The sequence below is a fragment of the Microcoleus sp. B4-C1 genome (genome assembly GCF_036705285.1).
In the GTDB taxonomy this organism is placed as follows: Bacteria; Cyanobacteriota; Cyanobacteriia; order Cyanobacteriales; family Microcoleaceae; genus Microcoleus.
Window position 1 is genome coordinate 1 of sequence record NZ_JAUBUC010000066.1, and the last position, 23,327, is coordinate 23,327.

Sequence of the window (23,327 nt, forward strand, 5' to 3'; positions counted from 1 at the left end):
CGTCCAAAAAGGACGGGCGGGACGCCCATCCCACAATAACAATTAAAATTGTAAGTTATTTAATTCGCGCTCCTAAGTAGAAAGCAAAACCACTTTTTGCGTCCAGGAATGAATGACTAAATGTTGTGAATTCCATCGCTACTAAAACCGCGATCGCCCGTATTAAATAATCGCAAAAATCTTCGCCCCAATCTAAAATTCCGAATAGCTCAGCAGCCGCACTATTTTTTCATCATCGTTCAATTCGCCGACAATTCGGCGCACCGGTTTCGGCCAGATTTTAATCAAAGTAGGAGTTGCTGAAATCTGATCTGCCTCAGCTTGGTCTGGATGTTTCAAAACATCAATTACTTTTAAAGTGTAGGGACGATCGAGGCATTGCTCTAAGAACTGGTGTAAAGTTTCGAGGGTGCGTTCGGTGCTGGGGTTGCTGCCGGAAACAAACAGACGCAAAACGTACCCTTGAGTTTGTGGCGGTGGGGTGAGTGCTGTTGGTTTGGGAAGCCGAGTCTGCTGCGCTTGCGGAAAGCCCAAGGGAGTTACTATGGAATTGCTCCAGTCCGATCGAGCTTCGGGGCTGGCATACTGTACAACTAAGTCGTGATTTTCCCAAAGTTCGGGGAATTGTTCGTGATAAGTAGCAATCGCCATCGGTTCGCACATTTCTTCGCTCCGGGGATGCCACACTAAGTCGCCAGTCCCAAAAATGGCGTTCAGCAGCGTTTGATGTCGCAGCACAGGGGGGTAGGCCTCGGCAGCAACCCGCACCTGCCGATCGCCTGGATCGAGCCAGGAGTCAACGGTTGCCGTGTAGCAAGGTATCAGAAAATGCGGCGGTTCCGACAAACCGAGGATCTCCTGTAGAGCTACGCACAACTGCAAATGCCACCGAGTTTGCTTGCGGGGGTCTATGCAATAGATTAAGTCTCCCCCTGGTGTAAACAGCGCAATGCCTTTGAAAATTTCTGGCAAAATAGGGCGATCGACTTTCAATTCAGTACACCAATAAAAGTTAACAGTTAACAGTTAACTTTTAACTGCTAACTGTTAACACTCGACCTTTAGACTCGACCTCGGAGCATCTGAGCCATTTCGTTCGGGAACGGCGAGTTCTCTACACAAAGTTCTTCAGTAATCCGACCTTCTTGATAAAGACCGTAGAGCGACTTATTCATCGTCGTCATGCCTTCATAAGTATCTTTGATCATGATTTGATTAATTTCCTCATTCTGGCCCTTCAGAATGTATTCCTTAACCACGTCGGTATTGATCATAACGTCGTGGAAAGCAGCCCGCTTTCCGTCTGTGGTTTTGCACAGCAGTTGAGCAATAATCGCCACTAGGGATTCGGAAATGGAAACCCGTATGGCCTCCTGTTCTTCCGCCCCGAACATATCAAGAATCCGGTTCAGGGTTTTAACCGCACTGTTGGTGTGCAGGGTTCCTGCAACTAAGTGACCGGTTTGAGAGGCTTTGAGGGCGATTTCCACCGTCTCTCTGTCCCGAATTTCTCCTACTAGCAGCATATCGGGGTCTTGTCGCAGAGCGCCTTTGAGAGCGCTCATAAACTTGAGGGTGTGCCTGCCGACTTCCCGGTGCTTAATCAAGGATTTTTTGCTTTCGTGTACGAATTCTACCGGGTCTTCGATCGTGATGATGTTGTAGGCTTTATTCTTATTGATGTAGTCGATCATCGCGGCCAAGGTGGTAGACTTACCCGAACCTGTCGGCCCTGTCACCAAAATCAGCCCTTTGTGGTAGCCACATATTTTCCTAAATACCTCCGGCAGTTTCAATTCCTCCATTGTCAAGATTTTGGCAGGAATTAGCCGCAGCACCATTGCCGGGCCGGCCAAGGAGTCCATGCAACTGATCCGAATGCGGACGAACCCGAAGTCGAAAGCGCCGTCAAAGTCTAGGGTTTTTTGGAAAATTTCAATTTCTTCATCGCTCATGCACTCCCGCAACCAGCCAAAAAACGTATCTAAATCCGTCGGTGGATAGCCGATGTCGGCAATCTCGCCCCGCGTGCGGAAGCGGGGAACTTCGTTTACTCCGAGGTGAAGGTCGGATACTCCTTCTTCTTTGGCTCGCATGACTAGCTCTTTCAAAGTCGGAGATCCGCCGCTGCTAGAACTCTGGCTTTTAGGTGTGGCGAAGGATTGCGAGGCTGGTGCTGGTGCCGGTGGCGCTGCTGGTGCTGGTGCCGGTGGCGGTGCTGGTGGCATTCCTGCTGCTCTGGGGGGCATTCCGGGAGCAGGAGGGCGGGGCATTCCGGGTGGTGGGGGGGCTCCGGGTACGGGCGGGCGAGGAGCGGGCGGATGCTGTTGTGTCATATGCGCTACCTTAAGTTGGTGAGAAGGCTGACTCGAACAGATGATTTGTGGGAGTTCAACAATGCCGATCGCCATTGTGCGGGTCTTGCACAAAAGCCTAACTGTTGTACTCAGTCTATCCTAAGAGGGGGTCATAATGCTGCACTACTAAGGAAATATTCTGCCAATTGGAGGATGCGATCGCTCTGGCCCTACGAGCAAATATGGATTTTCTACTTTTTGGGAGAATTTTTGTTAAGGAAAAGAGTTTTCCGCAGCCAAGCAGTATAAATTGATACTTTAGCCAAATATTAAGGACTTAAACGGATGAATTCTGTCGATCGGGCTTTTACTCCAGCTTTGGAGTTGGCGGAGTCGATCCGCACCCTGGAAGTGTCGCCTTTAGAAATTGTCAATTTGTACTTGGAACGGATCGATCGATTAAACCCTGAGCTGGGCAGTTATTTTACTGTAACGGCTGAGCGGGCGATCGCCCTAGCTAAATCTCAAACCGAACAACTAGCTGGGTTAAACAAGCCACAGGAATTGCCACCTTTTTTCGGAGTGCCGATCGCCATTAAAGACTTGACACCAGTTACCGGCGTTCCGTGTACTTACGGCACTCAGGCTTTGCTGGGTAACATCTCTGCCTACGACGAGTCAGTAGTATGGCGGATCAAAGCAGCAGGATTTAACATTCTGGGAAAAACAGCAACCTCTCAAATTGGCTCATTGCCCTACACCGAGCCAGAAGGTTTCCCACCGGCGCGCAATCCCTGGAATTTAGACTATACGCCCGGAGGTTCCAGTGGAGGCTCAGCGGCGGCTGTAGCAGCGGGTTTGTGTGCGATCGCCCAAGGTTCAGACGGCGGCGGTTCGATTCGAGGCCCAGCTTCCTGCTGCGGTTTAGTGGGCATTAAACCATCGCGGGGGCGAGTTTCCTGGGCACCTGTCGGAGATTACCTCAGCGGCATTTCTGCCAACGGCCCCCTGGCGCGCACTGTAGCTGACGCCGCCGCACTTTTGGATGTGATGTCAGGCTACACAACAGGCGATCCGTACTGGCTACCCGATTCAAATCCGACGTTTTTAGAGGCTTCCACTCAAGAGTTAGGCAAGCTACGAATTGCTTTTTCTACCAGTATTTCCCCTGTGGGCGAGGCTTCGGCTATCTGTCAGCAAGCGGTGCTCGAAACCGTCAAGTTACTGACTGATTTGGGTCATGATGTCGAACCTGGATGCCCGGATTTTACGGGTTTAATCGAACCGTTTATCGCAATTTGGCAGTCTGGGGCCGCGGCAAGTGGCATTCCCGGCCCTGCTTTGGAACCCATGAATCGCTGGCTGTTAGAAAGAACTATTTCGGCTGGGGAATATTTGCGGGCGGTGAATCAAATGCAGGTGATTTCACGGCGGATTGTGGGATTCTTTGAAAAATTTGATGTGTTAGTTTTGCCCACTTATATGCACTCGCCAATCCGGGTTGGGGAGTGGGCGGATTTGAGTTTTGAAGAAACTTTGCAGCGCATTATTAATTGGGTAGCTCCTTGTCCGCCGTTTAATGCTAGCGGTTTGCCTGCGATCGCACTGCCTGCTATTTTAGATAACAACGGTTTGCCCGTGGGAATTCAAATTATTGGGCGGCCCGCGGCGGAAGCAACTTTAATTACTTTAGCGGCGCAAATGGAAGCGGCGAAACCTTTCCCCGTTTTAGATTTTAAATAGGGAATAGCAAGGGATAAAAGCACGTTTTCCTTTTTTTAGGGGTATGCCAAATCAGAATTTGTGTGCGGGGAACTAGAAATCTGGTTTTTCGCATAAGTTTCTATTGACTGTTGACCCCCTCGCATCCAGGATACAAGCCCCCGGATTCATCCGTCCAGAAATAAAAAACCTCTATCCGATAAAGGAGCCCCCGAATTGATCCGTGGGGTCAATGCTTCAATTATTTAATCTAAAATCTAAAATCTAAAATCTAAAATCTAAAATCTAAAATCGATTGACTGTTTGACATTTGAACAATATTGATGCAACGGGAAACGAGAGGATTGAGAAAAAGGACAAATTTCAGCTTTAATTTCGGTAAAGAAATATAAAATAATTCTTAAGGTACTTGACATTTTTTGGAAAAACGCTATAATTTTTTCAAAATTATTCCCGATGGCGGGTGTATCTAAAAAAATAGCTTATGTTTAACACAGCAGGACGGTTTCCAGAAAATCCGATTCCGGGGAATGTTGTGGGTGTTTCAGCGGAAATACTAGACTTATTTGGCAGTAAGTTCGATCGCTTAAATCCGCTCAGCCCAAGCGCCGTCGGCGATACCAATATTTTATTTGATACCAGCTACGATTTGACTCAAAAACCAGATTTGCCGGCGGCTGCGACTGGTAGTGCGATCCTCTACGAGGGCTTCGCTAACGACCTTTTTGGGGCATCCACCGACTTCGGTCTCCCATCGTCAGGAGGCGACAATCTTAAATTTGATAGTAGTCTAAAATCCCCGACCGCTACCTCCACTCAAGGTGAGATAGACGAACTGACAGGGATGGCTTTACCTGTTGGTGAACTCTCCCTATCCCAAACTTCTTCCCTATTTCCTGATGAAAACTGGGCTTTCAATTTTAAAAATTACACCATCGATCACCAAGGTTTAAACACCCTCAACCTTAAAGTTGGTTACGGGTTAAAAGCGGGAATTACCCCAAACGAATATCCAGATTTTGTGCCCATTTACCAAAGCATTGATAATTTCCTAGTTAACTACCCGAACGAAACAGATTTTTGGGAAATTCTCAACAAAAATTTGACGGAAAAGGTGCTTACTGAAAATCCGGTACTGACAGATGTTACGATTCAACTGGAAGTTTTGCCAACGGAGGTATTGCCCTACGATCGCGCCAGTACAGTTTTCCGCAGTCAATCGGGCAAAATCACAGAAGATTGGAATTTTTCAGTCAAAGACTACGCAATCAATCACCAAGGATTGAACAAGCTCAATCTCGATATAGATTACCAGTACAAACCGGAAATCGCTCCCAATGAATATCCCGATTTTGTGCCAATCTACAATAGCATTGATAACTTTTTAACCACATATCCGAACGAAACAGATTTTTGGGAAGTTGTCAATAAAAACTTGACTCAAAATATCCTCAACGAAAATCCTGCCTTGGCGGCAATTAAAATAGATTTCAACGTTCTGCCAAGCCAAACCTTGCCCTACAACCGCACCAGCAAAGTTACTCGCACTCAACCCAGCAATCCTCAAGGAACTTTCCTAGTTGGCAATAGCCGGGGAAATAATGTACTTCGGTTTGACGGCAATACCGGCAATTTTCTAGGCGAATTTATTCCACCGGGAAGCGGCGGTTTGTTCAATCCAGATACGATCGTTTTTGGGCCCGATGGCAATGGCGATGATAAGTCGGACATTTACGTTACTAGCGGCGACAAGCCCGGAAATTCGGGAGAACCGACAGCATCTGCGGTATTGCGGTATGACGGAATTACTGGCGCATTTATTGACAAGTTTGTCGCCGATAATCCGAACACGGCGGTCGATGAAACTGGCGGATTGTTTCGCCCTTATGGTTTAGCTTTTGGCCCTGACGGTAATTTTTATGTCAGCAGTTTTTTGAGTGACCAAATTCTGCGATATAACGGCCAAACAGGACAGTTTATTGATGTATTTGCTTCGGGAAATCAGCAAGCGGGAGGATTGAATGGCCCGAACGGTTTACTGTTTGCTCCTGACGGCAATTTGTACGTGACAACGCAGGGGAGTGTGGCGACCAACGGTCAACCAGATTTTAGCGCAGGTTTCCCCAGTCAGGTGCTGCGTTACAACCCGCAAACCCGGCAGTCAAGTATCTTTGCTTCGCCCGATCCTTCGCCTCGGAGTCAGGGATTTGCAAGTCTTTTGGGAATGGCAATCGGGCCCGGTGACGGCGACCTTTATGTCAGCGATTTTGCTAACGATATCAGGCGCTACAATTTAAAAAGTGGGGAATTGGTCAAGGTTTTATCTACCAATTATACTGATACTTCGCCCAGTAGCAATTATGTAGGTAGTTTGGCTTTTTCGCCGATCGGCAATTTGTTTGCAGTTGGCTTTGACAACCGCGCCAATGCTAACGGTGCCGGCGCTGTTTTGCGGTATAATGGCAAGACTGACGAACCGCTGCCAATATCGGGAAATCCTGGGTCGAGTAACAGTTCTATTTTTGTCCCTCCCGACAGCAAGCTACAGCGTCCAATAGGAATTGCTTTCTTTCCGTCCGATGCTCAACTGACGGAGAAATGGAATTTTACATTGGCAAATTACCCCATTAATCATCAAGGGTTAAACAACCTGAATATTGATGTAAATTATAAGTACAAAGACGGGATTCAAAATTCTGAGTATCCTGATTTTGTGCCGATTTACAAGAGCATTGACAATCTTTTAGTTGACTACCCGAACGAAACAGATTTTTGGGAAATTGTCAACAAGAATCTGACCGAAAAAGTGCTTGCTGACAATCCGGCAATTGCGTCTGTGACGGTTGATTTGGATGTTTTACCGACGAACCGATTGCCTTACGATCGCAGCAGTACCGTTACTCGCACTCAAGATGGTAAATTAGGCGAAGCATGGGATTTCAAGATTCCTAATTACTCGATCGATCACCAGGGTTTGAATAACCTCAATATGGATGTCAAATATCAGTACAAACCAGGAATTACGCAGGATGAGTATCCAGACTTTGTGCCGATTTACCAAAGCATCGACAGTTTCTTGACTAATTATCCCAATGAAACGGATTTCTGGGAAATTCTTAATAAGAGTTTGACGCAAAAGCTGCTAGCCGAAAATCCGGCTTTGGATGGGTTGCAAATTAATCTGGAGGTTTTGCCGACAAACAGATTGCCTTACGATCGAGCTAGTATTGTGTCGATCGCTTAGCCTATCATTGAAAATTAGATGGAAAAATCTTGACAAGAAATACATACTTAGCTACCGTAAGGGTAAGGTTAAGTACGTTGCGTAGAAACCAGGTTTTTTCGTGTCCAAGACAAACCCATTTAAATTGTCTGTTGTGGTGTGGTGAAAAACCCGGTTTTTTTAAGAAACCGGGTTTCTGAATTAGACCGAGTTTGCCAAAGTTCATCTTGGGATGTATGTCTGTGTCCCGCTGCATTTGATACCTAAATAGTGGTGGACGCAAATAGGATAAAAAACCAGGTTTCGGCGTTAAAGTCGATCGCTCACAACCTGTTATTTTGACTCTTAACCTGGTTCTTGTGCTTCCAGGACTGAAAAATATAGTTTTTTTTATCGGAGTTCGTGCTGCGCCCAATTTCTAGTCATCCAACCCATATTTTACCAATAAACCCAGTTGCTCCCGCCCAGTCCTACTTATTACCAATTACGCTGTAAAATATTGATAATACCTCTTTAGATTGATAGACATTTTGATTATTTCCTTTTAAAACTGGTAGCAGTTCGCTGCCAATATGTAGGGTAAAAAATTTATGTTAACTTCCGGGCCAATTACCGCCCCCGTTCCCGTTTTCCTGGTTCTTTTAGCAATCATGCTACTCGCGCCGCTGGTATTTGAGCGCTTGCGACTACCGGGAATAGTGGGTTTAATTATTGCTGGCGTAATTGTCGGGCCCAACGGTCTCAATTTGCTGCAACGAGACGCTACTATTGTTTTGCTAGGTACTGTAGGATTGCTGTTTTTGATGTTCCTAGCGGGACTGGAAACTAGCCTTGACGATCTCAAACTGAATGCGGACAAAGCAGTCATATTTGGGCTAGCTACTTTTGCGCTACCGATGATATTGGGGACAGGGGCTATGCTGCTGTTGGGATATAGCTGGCTGGCTGCAATTTTAGTCGCTTCTTGTTTTGCTACGCACACGCTTTTAGCGCTGCCAATTCTCACCAAATTGGGATTGATGCGAACTCAGACTATTACTACGACTTTGGGGGGGACTTTAATTACGAATGTGTTGGGACTGTTGGTGCTGGCAATTGTTGTCAAAGCTTACAAAGGAAATCTCACTCTCGAATTTTGGCTGTTTCTCATTCCATCTCTTGCTATCTACACTTTTGCTACTTTGTGGGGCGTTCCCAAAATCGGTCGCTGGTTTTTTAAGAAATTTGGACATGACGAAAATGCCGAATTTATATTTGTATTAGCAACCCTATTTCTAGTTTCTTACGCAGCAGAACTAATTGAAATTGAGGCAATTATTGGTGCATTTTTATCGGGAATTGCCATTACTCAAATTATTCCCAAAATGAGTCCCCTGATGAATCGGATTGAGTTTATTGGCAATACGCTGTTTGTGCCGTTTTTTCTGATTTCTGTGGGGATGTTAATTGACCCGCTAATTTTGGTAAAGCAGCCGCAGTCTTTGTTGGTGGCGGCGGTGATGATTTTAGCAGAGGTGGCGAGCAAGTTTTTGGCAGCTTGGCTACCGGGGAAATTATTTGGCTTTGAGTTTCCGAACATTATGGTAATGTTCGGCCTTTCTGTTGCTCAAGCTGCTTCTACTTTGGCGGCGATTACGGTTGCTTTTGAGATTAAATTGGTCGATCGCGTAACGGTGAACGGCATCATTGCCATGATTTTAGTAACTTGTGTCGCTTCTCCTTGGATTGTATCTCGGTGGGGTCAAGAAATGCAGCCGCCTGGGTCGAGTTTGCCGGTTCCTACTGCGGGAAAGCATTCATGGGGAGAGCGAGTTTTAGTGCCTGTTGCTAATCCGAATACGGAAGATAATTTGTTGCGTTTGGCTTTGATTTTAGCAAAAACATCTCAGGGAACTTTGTTGCCACTGCATATTTTGTCCGATCGCGGAGAAGCAATTTCGCCCGCAGAGAAAATGCAGCAAACTCAACTTTTGACTGCTGCCGAAACTGTCGCCCATGCGGCTGCTTGTGCGGTTGAACCGATCGCGAGGATAGATGATGCGATCGATCGCGGAATCCTACGGAGTGCAACCGAACGCGAGGCTAGTTTAATAGTTTGCGGTTGGAAGGGATTTTCCACGACTCGCGACAATTTTTTTGGCAGCATCATTGATACTGTGATCAGGCGATCGCCCGTACCCGTACTGATTGCTCGATTTCCCGATCCTCTCCAGAATACAGCCAGAGTTCTTTTGGCGGTAACTGACAGCGAGTTGACTCGGTTTGGATTTCAGGAAACAGTGGATATTGCTAAGAGTTTAGCCGATGAACTCAAGGCGACTTTGCAAGTGTTGTTGGTGGCGACAAAACGGGAACAAAGCAACAAAAGTGCGGCGGAGGTGGAAATTCTCTCTGAGATACCAGTAAATCGGGTGCGAGGAAATTTTATCAAGCTAGTTTCGCAGAATTTGTTAGAACACGATTTGCTAATTTTAACCACAATTTCTCACCAGAATTTGTGGGAAAAACCGGGAACTCTCAAAGAACCAGAAGCGATCGCCCGGACTCACCAAAATATTTCGATGCTTGTTGTTTATTTTCCTGTATACCAACCCTAAATCATTGGGGTAATTATTGTAGGGGCAACCACGGGGGGTTTGCCCCTACAACAATTACACAATTCATTTAGGATTGCTGTAGTTGCCCTTGTGCGCTCTTTCTTAGCTTAGGAAAGAGCGCACAAGGGCAACTACATACCTAAAATTTCAGCTTTATTTGTGACAATTGTGTAAGTCTTATATTTAATCCTAATCCAACGGAATTGCTAGCAAAATTTCCGCACCTTGGCGCGGTTTGGGAATACACTCGATCGCTCTTTTCACTCGCGAAGTTGATATTTTTTGGGCTGCAGATTAAAAAATCCTTCAACTCATCATCATTAGCACTCGCACAAGAAGTGCACTTAGGTACGGAATGTGCGATCGGCCAGTAAATATGCGTAGAGGCTTTGCCGATCGCACCCCGATGCAGGCAATTTCTCGGCATCTAGAACAATATCTCGGTATCTGGGAAAATTTTGAGAATATGGTGATCTACCCCCTCTAGTTCAATAAGGTAAAAATGAGCATCAGACCAAATTTCAGATGGTTTTCTTCGGTGGCGAGTGTTTTGGGTTCGATTTCGATCGGCCCTTTGAGCGACGCGACATCCTCTGTAAAAGCTGCAGAAACGGTTGTTGTCCGCAAAGGTATTTTAGAATCGTCAATATCGGTTGCGGATTTGCGCGAACTCGCAGAAACAGGAAAAGTCCCCGCCAAACTGCAAGCTTATGCCAATCTCTTGTCTGACGAACAGCGGAGTAAAATTTTTCGGGCGCTGCAAGCGAAAATTCCCCTCAATGTAGTCGGCCTGAGCAACTTGCTAAATACGGGCATTGGCACTGGCATCCTGACGGATTTGACTACTGTCATACCCAGGCGCGACGGTGGGGGTGTGGAAGCGCTGCGAGCCGCTCTGGTGCAGGGAGCAAAAGCGCCGGAAGGCTTATCTATATTGAGTTTCATTGAATCTTATCCGAGTTCGCGGGTCGTGGTGGATCTCGATCGAGCTTTCGCTGTTTTGGGAAATATGAACGTAAGTTTTTGGCAAACTCAGCGCTTTATGGCGGCGATCGCACCGCAGTTAGCAGCGGTTAAACCCGCGTTTAAGCTGCCTTTCGATCCAACCCAGCCCGGCCCTAATGTCGTGCAGGTACGGGCGCTAGATTTGAACGATAGCACCCGCAATCGACTTATTCCAGTTGATGTGTATTGGTCGGAAGCTGCGACAGCCGACAAACCGACGATCGTCTTTTCTCACGGGTTGGGTTCCGTCCGCACGGATTTGCGCTACTTAGCCGAGCATTTGGCGTCTCACGGCTATGTAGTAGCAGCTTTAGAACATCCCGGCAGCAACGAGACGAATACCAATGCTGCGATGGCGGGGATGTGTCCGTTGCTAGCTCCTCAAGAGTTTTTAGACCGTCCCAAAGACATCAGTTTTGTACTCGACGAACTGACAAAATTGAACCAAACTGATGATAACTTGCAGGGGAAAATTGCGATCGACCGATCGATAATAATTGGCTATTCCTTTGGCGGCGCTACAGCCTTGTCCGTGGCCGGCGCCGAACTGCAATTGAGCGGACTCAAACAAAGGTGTCAGGGGGATTTGATTGGGTTCAGCTTAGGCGAAGGCATTCAGTGCGCGGCGGCCGGATTGCCCGAAGAACGGTATCAATTGCGGGATGGGAGGATTAAAAGGGCGATCGCCATGAATCCGATCGCATCATTATTATTTGGAGAAACGGGCTTAAGTAAAATTAAGATTCCCACATTAATAGTAGCATCTTCTGCCGACAAAACCACTCCTGCCTTAGCAGAACAAATTGCCGGCTTTCCAAAAATTCCCTCTCCTAAATGGCTAGTTGGTTTTGTAGGAGGAACGCACTTAAGCGTCAAAGATCCGAGTACAACTTTAAACCAAGTTCGCAGGCCGAGCACAGTAATTACCGGCGATGAACTTGTCGGCGACCAAGCTGTTAGCATACGCAATTATATTAAAGCTGTAAGTTTGGCTACCGCCGCTCAACTGACTGCTGAAGCTGAGAAATATGCAGTCTTTCTAACACCAGAATACGCGCAATTTGCCTCCACATCGGCAATCCCGGTGCGGCTAGTAACAGAAATTTCCCCGGAAATTAATACCGTCGTGCAAACTTTTATTCAAAGGAATAAGTAGTTATTAGTCATTAGTCATTAGTCATATCATGTCCGGTCAATTAACCATGATTCCTGTAGGGGCGGGTTCGCCAAGATATTGAATAGAAACGGGAAAATCTGTAAACCCGCCCCGACCTTTAATCGCCGTCAATCGATGGGACATAATATCATTAGTCATTAGTCATGAGCTAATAACTAATGATTAAGACTGGTAGTAATATCAAATAAGGTGACATCGAAATTATACTTGAGTGCGAGCGGGACGATCGCTCCTGAGAGCGCGGAGCCACACGGGAAACTCCCACTGCACTGGGAAAATTATGATTCCGATGTCAGCGGAAACGAGATTACGACTAGCAGCCTTTCCTTTTGTATGCGCGGTAGCTTAGCCCCCAGGGTGGATTTTCTTCTTAAGCTGTTTCTGATATTTTTTGTCCGTGCAAGGGCAAAATATAACCAAGCGCTTTCACAAACTCTACTCCCCAACTGCGATGCCTAAAAAAAATCTTATCCCACTATTGATTCTGTTGGCAGCCCTGTTTACCCTTTACGGTGACACTTTAACTTTTCTCCCCAAACCTGTAAGAGATAGTAGCGTGGCCAGTCGAAAGTTCTTCGTCGGGTTGTGGCCAGATTGGTTGAGGCCGAGAGATTTCAACGAGAAAAGGGAACAGGATATTGAGAAACTGCAAAAAAGTCCTAGCCCGAGTCGATAGTTTTGAGCTACCAACGAGAAACCCTGTTTCTTTAACAATACCTAGCCATTTCCTTGTAGGTTGGGTTAAGCGAAGCGAAACCCAACAGTACGATTTTAGATTTGGGATTTTAGATTTTTCCTCCAATCTCAAATCGATTAAACTTGAGATTTTATACCAATTTTTTATGAAGCCCTGTAGAATCCGATCCCCCCTAGCCCCCCTTAATAAGGGGGGGAAAAGATTTCGATCAAAGTCGCCCAACAATCAGGGGGATTTAGGGGGATCGAGATATGTGCAACTTCACATTAAATTGGTATTAGATTTTCCTCCCAGCGGTAAGGTGTGCATTGCACACCCTACAGATAGAGGTTATGCGTCCAGACTGTTTTAGATTTGTACTCCCATCTAAAATCTAAAATCTAAAATCTAAAATTGATTAAGCGTGCTTTTTCAACCAGCTAAACATAGCTCGCAAATCTTTACCAACTTCTTCAATAGGATGTTCTGCTTCCTGACGGCGCATGGAGGTAAAACCTGGCTTGCCGGCTTGGTTTTCCAGAACGAATTCGCGGGCAAATTGGCCGGATTGAATTTCGCTGAGAATCTTACGCATTTCGGCGCGGGTTTGATCCGTGACGATGCGGGGGCCGCGAGTTAAATCGCCGTATTCTGCGGTATTGGAGATGCTGTCGCGCATTTTGGCGAGGCCTCCTTCTACTACTAAGTCAACGATAAGTTTAACTTCGTGCAAACATTCAAAATAAGCTAATTCCGGTTGATATCCGGCGTCAACTAAAGTTTCAAATCCAGCTTTAATTAAGGCGCTCAAACCGCCGCACAAAACTACTTGTTCGCCAAAAAGATCCGTTTCTGTTTCTTCGCGGAAAGTGGTTTCCAGGATGCCGGCTCTGGTGCCGCCGATACCTTTAGCATAGGCCATTGCCCGATCGCGCGCTTGACCGGAAGCATCTTGATATACTGCAAACAAACTCGGAACACCTTCCCCTTGTTCGTAAGTCCGTCGCACCAAGTGTCCGGGGCCTTTGGGGGCAACCATTACTACGTCTACATTGGCAGGGGGAACAACTTGGCCGAAGTGAATGTTAAAACCGTGAGCAAATGCTAAAACATTTCCTTCAGAAAGGTTCGGTTCGATTTGTTCTTTGTAAATAGTTTTTTGAACTTCATCGGGCAATAAAATCATGATGAAGTCAGCAGCGGCGGCTGCTTTGTCTACCGGGTGAACTGTTAAACCCGCGTCGGTTGCTTTGGCGGCAGATTTGCTACCGGGATACAAACCGACAACGACATTCATGCCACTGTCTTTGAGGTTAAGCGCGTGGGCGTGTCCTTGGGAACCGTAGCCGATGATAGCAATCGTTTTGTTGGCTAAGAGGTCTAGGTTCGCGTCGGTGTCGTAATACATACGGGCCATAATCCTTGTCTCCTGAGATGCAAATTGGGTGATTGACTGCAAAACTCTCATTTTATCAAAGTAGGGTACTTTTTTTACATAATTTTTTTAATTAAGATTTGAGCGGGGGAAATTTTAGCGAGATCGCGCTGAATTTAGCAGGGTTTGTCGCCGAGTCAAATATAATTGTCAATAGCGTGCTGTGCATTTGAAAAAACCTCACATCTTGCACCATTCTCAAGAACAGGCAAGATGCCTGTTCCACAAAGAGTGAATTTTGTTGTGGAACAGGCATCTTGCCTGTTCCTAAAAAGCTTATTGAGAATGGTGCAACATCTCAGAAAAACGCAACTAACTAACTTTTTTAAGATGAAAATAAAAGCAATACATCATGTGGCGATTATTTGCTCGGATTACGAAGCATCGAAAAATTTTTATGTAGAAGTATTGGGATGTTCAATTATCAAAGAAACTTTCCGAACCCAGAGGAATTCTTACAAACTAGATTTGCGAGTCGGAAACGGGGACACCATTGAGCTGTTCTCATTTCCGCATCCTCCTGAAAGAGTTAACAATCCTGAAGCTTGCGGTTTGAGACATTTAGCTTTTGCAGTTGAGGACATAGAAGCATCAGTTGCTTACTTAAAATCTCAACAAGTAGAAGTAGAAGAAATTCGCCTTGACCAGATTACAGAAAAACGGTTTACATTTTTCCGAGATCCCGACAACTTACCGTTAGAAATTTATGAAGATTAAGGAGTTTATATATTTTGTCAAGCCGTTATTAAGTCAACCAGCCCGTAGTGCTGACTATACAAACTGCATCATTCATCCCCAATCTAAAATCTAAAATCTAAAATCTAAAATCTAAAATCTAAAATTGTATAATGGACTCTATCATTAGAAACACAATCACGGTAGGATTGCCTGCTTTAATGCTATTTATAGCCATATTAGCTACAGGTAAAACAGGTAACGCAGCCGTTTGGTCGGGTTTGGTTAAAGTCGGCGGTTCCTTTGGTATCCTGGTCGGTTTATGTGTGTTGGTATTTGTAGGATTTGTTGCCAATTATTTTAGTTATTTTGTGGTAGATAGCTTGCTGGTGAGATTTTATCAAAAGCGGCGACTGTTGGAACAGCCAGAACAACTGGTAACAGAAATTGATAAATTGCCGATTACCAACGACCTCAAAATCAAGCTCAAATGGGCGGTGATGCACAGCAGAAACTACAAAATCCTTAGCTTGAAGCACGTAATTTTAAAAGGGTTTATTATCGCCGCAACTGTAAATGCTGTATTGTCAATAGTCGGTTATTTGGGAGAATTAAACATTTTTTTTGAATTGAGTTCTCATTTTAAACTACAATATCTGCTGGTAGGTTTCTCTACTTTTATATTCTTCGCTCTCGTGCGCTCAAAAAAAATATGGTGGCTGGTGAGCGCATTTTGCATTATCATTAATTTGGCGGAAATTGTTCCTTGGTACTTTCCAGCCCCCGCCTTTGCAGGAGCAACTCCCGGACACAACTTGCGGATTTTGCATTCAAATGTTTTAAGGGGTAATCGGCAATATTCTGAGGTGATATCGCTGGTTAAAGCAGAACAACCGGATATCGCGGTTTTTGTAGAAGTCAACTCATCTTGGGCAAAACAGTTATCGGTTTTAAGCGAGATTTTTCCTTACTCTTCTACCCAGCAAGAATCTGAGAGATTTGGCAGTGCAATATACAGCAAGCTGCCTTTAGAAAATTCTTTTGTTAAAGCCTTTTCAAATCGAAGAAAGAGCTTGTCGGCGGATGTTAAATTTCAAGGTAAAATCATTTCTCTGATTCTTGCTCATCCGACTGTGCCAGTCAAACAGGAGAGTTTTATCGATCGCAACCAACAGCTAGCAGGCATCGGCGAGTATGCAGCCCAAGTAAAAAATCCGCTGATTGTGGTTGGAGATTTAAATACCACAATGTGGTCGCCATTCTACAAAAATATGGTAAAAACCGGAAATTTGCGAAATGCGCGATCGGGTTTTGGCATTTTACCGACTTGGCCGACTTTTATGCCGCTGGCTTATATTCCGATAGATCACTTTCTAGTCAGCAAAGAAATTGGTGTTTTGAAGATTCGTACTGGCCGCAATGTCGGTTCGGATCATTTGCCGTTAATTACAGATTTGGTCATTTGAAGGCAAGATTCTATATTTTCTAACAAATTATTGATTAACTGGATCTGGTATTGCTGAATATTTGTCTGTAGCGGTTCTTTGCTGTCTTGAAAACAGATAACTTTTCCGGCGATTTCCTTGTAGTGTTGCAGCATGGAAAAAGTATCGGTACTAAAGCGAGCGAGATAGTTTTTAGCAGCCTCGCTGCAAATTTCCGTTACTTGATTTAGATAAGCTTCTGGCGATTCAGGCGGCTTTTCATACCCAGTTCTTTTATTCAAAATATAGCTAGCACCGCCGACTACTGCGGCTCCCACAGGCCCGCCCAATAACCAACCTAAGCCTGTGGCGATCGCCACTGGAGCCACTTCGCTGTCGATCGACTTTTGAGCTGGAGGTGGTGGGGGTTCCGGTAAGCTGACTTGCGGGGATGGAGGAAAGGAAATCAAAAGGGCGATCGGCTGTTCTTTATCAAAGAATTCGCAAGCTTTATTTACCCATTCTGCGATGGTTTGCTGCTGATGTAACGCCTCTCGCTGAAATTTTAGCTTCCACGCATCAAAACTTCCTTCCTGAAGCGACAGCGCCATTTCCGATTGATACCGCTGCAAAAGTGTGGGCTGGTAAAGCCAAATCTCGAAGTCGGAAACGCTGGCTTGAAAGCCTTTTGATATCAGTTTTTCGGCTTTTTGTTTAATTTCAATTTTGTCTTTGTGCTTTTTTTGATCTGCGGCTATTTCTGCGGTGACAGTTTCAGCTTTGGCTCGGAGAGATTGGCAAATTTTAGTAGCTATAGCTTCTATTCTGGGCAACTTAACTGCTAGTTGTTCCTGTTGAGCTGCCACAATACTTTGCAAAGCCGATTCAAAGCTGGCAATTCCTGTAGTTTGGGCGGCCGCCACATCTCCTTTCAGCCTCGCCCTCAAAGCCGGCAAAGCATCGACGCGGTAGATATTGCTGATATTGTTCGGCAAATTGGAGCGAAAACTTTCCGCAACAAACAACAAGCGATTGTAAACTTGTTTTTGGTCGTCTGGTTCGAGTAGATTGAGAAAATTGGCGACAAAGACGACTGTGTTGATGTTGCGATCGCTCAACCAATCTCTCAAGTTCTCCCGTTCCCCTAAAGTCATCAATTTGCGAGCATCTAAAACCTGCACAACCAAATCAGCCGTTAGCAATTTATCCCGAACCAAATTATCCTGTTCTTCGCGATCGTTGGTTCCCGGTAAATCCAGCAATTCCACACCCGTTTGCAAGAATGGATGGGGACAGTAAACATTCACGGCCGCCACATCATCCCGCATTTGTCTCGCGTCGTCAAGGATGGCGTACCGTTTTAAAACATCAGTCCCAGATTCGCTAACTTCCGTGCCGTCTTTCAGGGTAATTTTTGCGCGCAATTCCTCGCCGTAGTTGACATAAATGGCAGCACCTGTAGTGGGCACAAGGTCGATCGGCAAAGCACGATTTCCCAGCATTGCATTGAGCAAAGTTGACTTGCCGTAATTAAACGGGCCAAAGACAGCAATTTGAAAAGTTGGTTTGGCGAGATAATCGCAGATTGAGGTGGTATCTCGATACAGTTGGGAGTTTTTGTCCAGTTCGAGAATACCGAGTGCTGATTTGAGATTGTCGGTGAGGTATTGATAAATTTCGGGTTGTTGCATATTGTTGTTTTATTTCAAGCGGATGCTAGGAAAGCTTGATATAGCGATTCGATACTCTGCGACTCGGCAGAAACATCAGCCTCCAATTTTTTCAACCGTTGCGATTCAGCCTGACAATTAATCTCGCGAGATTCCTTTTGTTCCAGCAAATTATCTAACTCTGATTTCCGAGAATTGATATCACCATTCATGCGATCGCCCACTTCTCGCCCGTAAACATCAAAACACTCTTTTACAGCATCATGAATCGGCTGCCACTGCTCTTGAGCCACCTGCGGCAGATATTTAACTAGCTCTTTTTTCGCCGCTTTCACCAACTGTTTATGAGCTCCGTCTGCTTGCAAAACCCCAACACCCATCCCCAACAACGCCAAGTACAGCGGCCCCAAAACAATCCCCGTCAAACTAGCAAGAATCGTACTAACGCTTAACACAGTAATTAAGTTGAGCAGGATATTTTTCCAATCAAAACCTGCTCCTGCCATTGCTACGCCTGCCAGATTTCCGGTCGTTAACGAGAACAATCCCATCGCCCATTTTGCCCAACTGGGCGAGTTATCTTCGTTCGAGTTGCTGACTGCTGCTGGTATTTTTTGTCCCGTTAGTTTTTCAGTGATTTTTTCAGTCACTTTCGTGTAAGATGCTCCGTAATTTGCGGCACTTTTCGAGAGTTGCGAAAATGCTGAATTCATCTCTTGTTCGGCAGTTAGAGTCCAAGCTGCTAGTTTGTCATTGATGTACTGCTCGAATGCTCGTTTGAGCGATGCTTCAAAAGCTTCTCGCTTGCCTTGGCTGAAGAAATCCAGAAATCTCAGTTCAGGTTGATACCGTAAGAAATCTGTTTCAAAGGTATTTTCTAAGTTGAGAACGTAGGCGCGGAAAGAATCTGCGATCGCCCGCGATTTACTATCTCTAACTCCGCTAATTTCTTGTTGAAATTCATCGCGAATCTGAGTCAGCTTTTTAAACTCCGGCTCAACTGAATTAATCTTTTCCTTCAACTCATTGACATCGCGATCGAGTAATGGTAATCTGCGCCCAACAGTTTCGCGGACACGAGCAGAAATTTGACGCGCCAAAGTCCTCGCCGGACGCAATTCCGAAATCGCTCTTTCCTGGGTCAAAAATGTATTTAGTGCCGCCATAAACTCTGGAAAACCAGTTCCTGTCAAATCCGCATCCGGGTTTTTCATCCGCAACCTGAGCGCCTTAATTGAGGTAATTGCAAACACTCGCTCGTCGTAAATGTCGTGGCCTTCTGTTAAACAATATTCAGCCAAATTAGCTTGAAAAACCCGCCGCAGTTTCCCTTCTGCTTCTGCTAATTCTTCAGGATCGTCCGGGTCAATCAAACTTTCCCGCACCTGATCCCAAGCATTTATCAGGAAGAAAATGCTCAATCCGCGACCTTTGATGTAATTTTCTAGATAGCGTCTTTCACCCATTGTACAAGGCTGAGTTGCCCTGAGCACAAACAAAATAGCGTGGCAGTTGTTGATGTAACCGAGAGATAATTCGTTGCGGGATTCTGTATCGTTTAGTCCGGGACTGTCTACTATTTCTATGCCTTTTTCTAGCAAAGGTAAGGGATATTCTACTACGGCACAATCGATATCAGGAAATGCTGGTTTCTTTTCTTCTTCTAAGCGTTTTGCCTCAGCGGGGTCAATTGTGTAGTTCTGTTTAAAACTTTTAAAATCTAGCTGTTTTGGGCTTTTGCCGTCATTGAAATAAACTGTTACTTTTTTTTCTGAACCATATCGCAAAATCGTCAGCAAAGCTGTACAGGGGTTTACGTCGCTGGGTAGTAAGTTTTCGCCGATTAACGCATTGAGAAAAGTGCTTTTGCCGCGTTTCATGTCGCCTAGCACTAGCAGCCGAAAGACTCCTTGGCGCAAGTTTTTACTGGCGACATCAATGTCGGCGTTGTCTGTTTCTAAACCCAGTTTTCCCGATGCTTCTCCTCCAGCTAATTCTGATTGGTTGATGGCTGTTGCGATGTTGCTGAGGCGATCGGCAATTTCTCGGCGGACGGCTGCTACTCGCTCTAAATCGTTGAGAAAGTTGCTAGTTTCTACTTTAAGGTTCATGGGTATTTCCTGATAGTTTCCTGCTTGAAATTCTCAACTTTTGTCTTCTTCAATAAACATTTTGTAAGCGATGAAAGCAATGCCTCCCACTATCAGCGCGGCTGCCAACCAAGATGCTATGCGAACTGCAACGATAACAGCAATGACAATGCCTGTAAATTGAGCGGCTGCTATAATTTTTCTGCGCCACTGTTTGAGTTTGCCGTTAACTTGGCTGTCGGGTTCTTGGTACTTGCTTGTTAGATGTTCGGGCACTGAACGGTCAATTTCGGCTTCTAGTTCGCGGAGCCGAATTTCTTGTTCGCGCTTCCGCAGTTCTTGTTCTTTGCGCCGGAGTTCTCTGGATTTGTTGTCTGGAGAATTCATAAATTTTAGCCTGTTTTTCGCTGAAAAAATGTGTTATTTATTGTCAATGTTGCGGAGCGATAAGTTCTCTACGACTGTAACTCACCTTTTCCGGCGTGTCGAGAAATGTTAAGAAATTTTAAAAAGGGCGATTCCCTACGGGATAGCTACGCTGTCGCGCATTTAAATTGTATATTCAGGGCGGGCGGGACGCCCACCCCACCCCACAAGACGGGGAATTGTTTTTTAACAGACAATTTAAATGTAGAACAGCTTACGCTTCACGACTAATTAAGCCGATCGCCCTACGCCCTAGATTAGCCGCTGCAAATCATCAATAGCCTTCGGGCCCGATAGTAGTGCGATCGCACTCGGCTTCCGACAAATCACCCAAGCGCGATCGAAATAAGTTGCAGCCCGCTAATTGAGCTTGGCTTAACTTTGCTTTCTCCAAATTAGCTCGGCTCAAATCCGCATATCTCAAATCGGCATTCGTCAAATCTGCATTGTACAAATCCGCACCTTGCAAATTGGCTTTCTGCAAATTAGCACCTTGCAAATTGGCGTGACGCAAATTTGCTCTTGATAAGTTGGCTCTTGATAAAGTTGCTTCCGACAAGTTAGCTTGATAAAGTTGAATGTCGCCCAATTCAGCCTCTTGCAAATCAGTTTTATAAAGATTAGCTTGCGTCAAATTTCCGTAGGGCAAATAAGCTCGCCTCAGAACGCTACCAGAAAGATTTATTTCTGTCAAATCTGCTTGAAACAAGTTATTTTCACTTAAGTCAACGGCGTTAAAGTTTCGCTGGCCCTCAGCATACTGAGCAAGCAATTCCTCAGCGCTTAGCTTTTGCATTTTCACTCCTCATGACGACAGCTACTGCAGCCAATCCATAACAGTAATTAATGGTTATTATTCTGCGTATTTATACTTATGCCTATTCTTATGTTAAGCTTGTGTAACAACAGTCGCATTTTTTCTAAGATTTTTTTTATATTTGTAAATTTCTGCCTTGCTCGACCAGTAAGCGGTTAGTAATGTCAAGATCGATCGAGAAACCAAAGCCAATCCTCTACTGAAATATGCCAGAACTTCCTCTCTCCATTGCTCAGCACTACCACGAACGGACAAAATATGACCCTGAAACCATTGCTGCTAAAAGCAAACAGCTAGATTGGACAGAGCAACCTGTGCCTTTCAAAGAATATAAAATTGGAGCGTATTTTGACCTCAAGCCTTATCTAAAAGACCCCTCGGAGGATGCCGATGCCGATCCCGATGCCGCTTGGTGGCATCGGTTATCTAGCTTGTTGCTGTGCAGCTACGGGTTGACGGCGAAAGTGCAGACGGTAGACGACAGCTACCTGTATTTGCGATCTGCACCGTCGGCGGGTGGACTCTACCCAGCAGAGGTTTATTTAATCTCCCGTGGCACTGCCCAGTTGCCGGCCGGACTCTACAATTATCAGTGCAGAACTCATTCACTTGTTCATTTTTGGGACAGTCAAGTTTGGCCGACATTGCAAGCAGCTTGTTTCCAGTCGCCAGCGCTAGAAAATACCCAATTGGCGATCGCCATTACCACTGTTTTTTTTCGTTCTTCTTGGCGTTACGAAGACCGAGCTTATCGGCGAATTTTTCTAGACACCGGTCATTTATTGAGCAATATCGAGTTAGCTTGCGCCGTCAACGATTACCGACCTCACCTGATTGGAGGATTCGCCGACGAAGCTGTCAATGAATTACTGTACATCGACTCGGATCAAGAAGGAGCAATTTGTGTAGTTGCTTTAGCCGACTTGCTAGATATTGACCAAAACTTGCCTAAATTTAAAACAGCTTTGCCCGGAAACACCACCACTGATTACCCGAAAATTTCCGAAGGTCAACTGTTAAAATACCTCCACAAAGCCACGCATTTAGAATCAGACCCTACCGGAGCTGATGGCTGGAAACTTGATGAAAGTGAAGGGGAATTAGAGGATAAATACAACTTTCCATTTTGTACTAAAGTTTCGACTGTCACTCCTTCGATTCCTTGGGGAGTGAACCTGGAAACTTTAGAAAACACTATGCTCAAAAGGCGTTCGACCCGTGCTTATACAGGTGCTTCTTTGAGCTTGGGCGAACTGCTAGCTATGCTCGATTTTACTTACCAGCCGCAGCACTATATCGACCAAGGATTAGACGGTAATCCCGACTATTTCGATCTAAGTTTGATCGAGACTTTTATTGCTGTTTCGGGAGTGCATGGCTTAGAAGAAGGCTGTTACTATTACGCTCCGAAAGCTCAAGAATTGCGGCAAATTCGGTTTAAAAATTTCCGCAGGGAATTGCATTTTTTGTGTTTGGGGCAAGACTTGGGCAGAGATGCGGGGGCGCTGTTATTTCACACGGCGGATTTGAACAGGGCTGTAGCAAAATATGGCGATCGAGTTTACCGCTATTTGCACATGGACGCGGGTCATTTGGGCCAGCGGTTGAATTTAGCAGCTATGCAACTGCGTTTGGGTGTCAGCGGTATCGGCGGCTTTTTTGACGATCGCGTCAATGACGTTCTCGGTATTCCTGCGGGTGAAGCTGTACTTTATATTACAAGTTTGGGCAGACCTCGATCGTAAGAATAACTTAGTTGTTATTTGTCAGTAGTATTGCTTCACTACGCCCAGACGCATCTAAATTTTATAGTCAAGTTTGATGAAATTAACATCTTACACCATTCTCAAGAACAGGCAAGATGCCTGTTCCACACAGAGTTAAATTCGGTGTTCCATAAAAAGTGAAATTCTTGTGGGGAGTAGGGGTTGGGCGTCCCGCCCGCCCAAAAAATACAACAGAACAGGCAAGATGCCTGTTCCACACAGAGTTAAATTCGGTGTTCCACAAAGAGTTAAATTCTTGTGGGGAGTAGGGGTTGGGCGTCCCGCCCGCCCAAAAAATACAACAGAACAGGCAAGATGCCTGTTCCA

Annotated in this window: 15 protein-coding genes; 7 read left to right on the forward strand and 8 right to left on the reverse strand. The window is 45.4% G+C overall.

The annotated features are described in order from the left end of the window. Positions 1-192 precede the first annotated feature (192 nt). Together QUB26_RS22895 and QUB26_RS22900 are read right to left on the reverse strand one after the other, a co-directional pair. Entirely contained in the window at positions 193-993 is an 801-nt protein-coding gene (locus QUB26_RS22895; protein WP_333245049.1) for a circadian clock KaiB family protein, read from the reverse strand. A gap of 68 nt (positions 994-1,061) precedes the next feature. After that, a complete protein-coding gene (locus QUB26_RS22900; RefSeq protein WP_333253981.1) occupies positions 1,062-2,336 on the reverse strand; it encodes a type IV pilus twitching motility protein PilT in 1,275 nt (424 codons plus the stop codon). A gap of 306 nt (positions 2,337-2,642) precedes the next feature. Between QUB26_RS22900 and QUB26_RS22905 the strand changes: the two genes are divergently transcribed. The 4 genes from QUB26_RS22905 (at position 2,643) to QUB26_RS22920 (ending at position 12,000) form a co-directional block, all read left to right on the forward strand. Beyond that, positions 2,643-4,040 carry an amidase gene (locus tag QUB26_RS22905; protein ID WP_333319856.1) on the forward strand — a complete coding sequence of 466 codons (1,398 nt, stop codon included), beginning with the start codon at positions 2,643-2,645 and terminating at the stop codon, positions 4,038-4,040. A gap of 463 nt (positions 4,041-4,503) precedes the next feature. After that, positions 4,504-7,263: an NHL repeat-containing protein gene (locus tag QUB26_RS22910; RefSeq protein WP_333319859.1), complete on the forward strand. Its 2,760-nt coding sequence runs from the start codon at positions 4,504-4,506 to the stop codon at positions 7,261-7,263. A gap of 569 nt (positions 7,264-7,832) precedes the next feature. Then, complete coding sequence (locus QUB26_RS22915; protein WP_333319861.1) at positions 7,833-9,839, forward strand: cation:proton antiporter domain-containing protein; 2,007 nt, start codon at positions 7,833-7,835, stop codon at positions 9,837-9,839. Positions 9,840-10,341: 502 nt separating this feature from the next. Next, the gene (locus QUB26_RS22920; protein WP_333245067.1) at positions 10,342-12,000 is read left to right on the forward strand and encodes an alpha/beta hydrolase; all 1,659 of its coding nucleotides are present in this window, start codon (positions 10,342-10,344) and stop codon (positions 11,998-12,000) included. 1,115 nt (positions 12,001-13,115) lie between these two features. Here the strand turns inward: QUB26_RS22920 and ilvC are convergent. Further along, a complete protein-coding gene (ilvC, locus tag QUB26_RS22925) occupies positions 13,116-14,165 on the reverse strand; it encodes a ketol-acid reductoisomerase (RefSeq protein WP_333057309.1) in 1,050 nt (349 codons plus the stop codon). A gap of 40 nt (positions 14,166-14,205) precedes the next feature. Further along, positions 14,206-14,388, reverse strand: a complete 183-nt coding sequence (locus QUB26_RS22930) for a hypothetical protein (protein WP_333291581.1) — start codon at positions 14,386-14,388, stop codon at positions 14,206-14,208. A 74-nt stretch (positions 14,389-14,462) separates the two neighbouring features. On the opposite strand from QUB26_RS22930, the gene gloA2 reads away from it, so the two are divergent. After that, on the forward strand, positions 14,463-14,849 hold the full coding sequence (gene gloA2, locus QUB26_RS22935) for an SMU1112c/YaeR family gloxylase I-like metalloprotein (RefSeq protein WP_333302843.1): 387 nt from the start codon (positions 14,463-14,465) through the stop codon (positions 14,847-14,849). Between the two features lie 131 nt (positions 14,850-14,980). After that, positions 14,981-16,273, forward strand: a complete 1,293-nt coding sequence (locus tag QUB26_RS22940; protein WP_333319863.1) for an endonuclease/exonuclease/phosphatase family protein — start codon at positions 14,981-14,983, stop codon at positions 16,271-16,273. Here the strand turns inward: QUB26_RS22940 and QUB26_RS22945 are convergent. The 4 genes from QUB26_RS22945 to QUB26_RS22960 form a co-directional block, all read right to left on the reverse strand. Beyond that, complete coding sequence (locus QUB26_RS22945; protein ID WP_333319865.1) at positions 16,240-17,922, reverse strand: dynamin family protein; 1,683 nt, start codon at positions 17,920-17,922, stop codon at positions 16,240-16,242. The two genes, QUB26_RS22940 and QUB26_RS22945, sit on opposite strands and share 34 nt — an antisense overlap. Positions 17,923-17,936: 14 nt before the next feature. Further along, entirely contained in the window at positions 17,937-20,012 is a 2,076-nt protein-coding gene (locus QUB26_RS22950; RefSeq protein WP_333319867.1) for a dynamin family protein, read from the reverse strand. A 33-nt stretch (positions 20,013-20,045) separates the two neighbouring features. After that, positions 20,046-20,378 (reverse strand): hypothetical protein, encoded by a 333-nt coding sequence (locus tag QUB26_RS22955; RefSeq protein WP_333245086.1) that lies wholly within the window; start codon positions 20,376-20,378, stop codon positions 20,046-20,048. A gap of 313 nt (positions 20,379-20,691) precedes the next feature. Further along, positions 20,692-21,213 carry a pentapeptide repeat-containing protein gene (locus tag QUB26_RS22960; RefSeq protein ID WP_333245089.1) on the reverse strand — a complete coding sequence of 174 codons (522 nt, stop codon included), beginning with the start codon at positions 21,211-21,213 and terminating at the stop codon, positions 20,692-20,694. Positions 21,214-21,440: 227 nt separating this feature from the next. On the opposite strand from QUB26_RS22960, the gene QUB26_RS22965 reads away from it, so the two are divergent. Next, the gene (locus QUB26_RS22965) at positions 21,441-22,979 is read left to right on the forward strand and encodes a SagB/ThcOx family dehydrogenase (RefSeq protein WP_333319868.1); all 1,539 of its coding nucleotides are present in this window, start codon (positions 21,441-21,443) and stop codon (positions 22,977-22,979) included. Positions 22,980-23,327 lie beyond the last annotated feature (348 nt).

Excerpts from the sequence above, each read along its gene's own strand:
- QUB26_RS22900 (WP_333253981.1), bottom strand. The coding sequence starts at position 2,336 with ATGACACAACAGCATCCGCCCGCTCCTCGCCCGCCCGTACCCGGAGCC.
- QUB26_RS22905 (WP_333319856.1), top strand. The coding sequence starts at position 2,643 with ATGAATTCTGTCGATCGGGCTTTTACTCCAGCTTTGGAGTTGGCGGAG.
- QUB26_RS22910 (WP_333319859.1), top strand. The coding sequence starts at position 4,504 with ATGTTTAACACAGCAGGACGGTTTCCAGAAAATCCGATTCCGGGGAAT.
- QUB26_RS22915 (WP_333319861.1), top strand. The coding sequence starts at position 7,833 with ATGTTAACTTCCGGGCCAATTACCGCCCCCGTTCCCGTTTTCCTGGTT.
- QUB26_RS22920 (WP_333245067.1), top strand. The coding sequence starts at position 10,342 with ATGAGCATCAGACCAAATTTCAGATGGTTTTCTTCGGTGGCGAGTGTT.
- ilvC (WP_333057309.1), bottom strand. The coding sequence starts at position 14,165 with ATGAGAGTTTTGCAGTCAATCACCCAATTTGCATCTCAGGAGACAAGG.
- QUB26_RS22930 (WP_333291581.1), bottom strand. The coding sequence starts at position 14,388 with ATGCCTGTTCCACAACAAAATTCACTCTTTGTGGAACAGGCATCTTGC.
- gloA2 (WP_333302843.1), top strand. The coding sequence starts at position 14,463 with ATGAAAATAAAAGCAATACATCATGTGGCGATTATTTGCTCGGATTAC.
- QUB26_RS22940 (WP_333319863.1), top strand. The coding sequence starts at position 14,981 with ATGGACTCTATCATTAGAAACACAATCACGGTAGGATTGCCTGCTTTA.
- QUB26_RS22945 (WP_333319865.1), bottom strand. The coding sequence starts at position 17,922 with ATGCAACAACCCGAAATTTATCAATACCTCACCGACAATCTCAAATCA.
- QUB26_RS22950 (WP_333319867.1), bottom strand. The coding sequence starts at position 20,012 with ATGAACCTTAAAGTAGAAACTAGCAACTTTCTCAACGATTTAGAGCGA.
- QUB26_RS22955 (WP_333245086.1), bottom strand. The coding sequence starts at position 20,378 with ATGAATTCTCCAGACAACAAATCCAGAGAACTCCGGCGCAAAGAACAA.
- QUB26_RS22960 (WP_333245089.1), bottom strand. The coding sequence starts at position 21,213 with ATGCAAAAGCTAAGCGCTGAGGAATTGCTTGCTCAGTATGCTGAGGGC.
- QUB26_RS22965 (WP_333319868.1), top strand. The coding sequence starts at position 21,441 with ATGCCAGAACTTCCTCTCTCCATTGCTCAGCACTACCACGAACGGACA.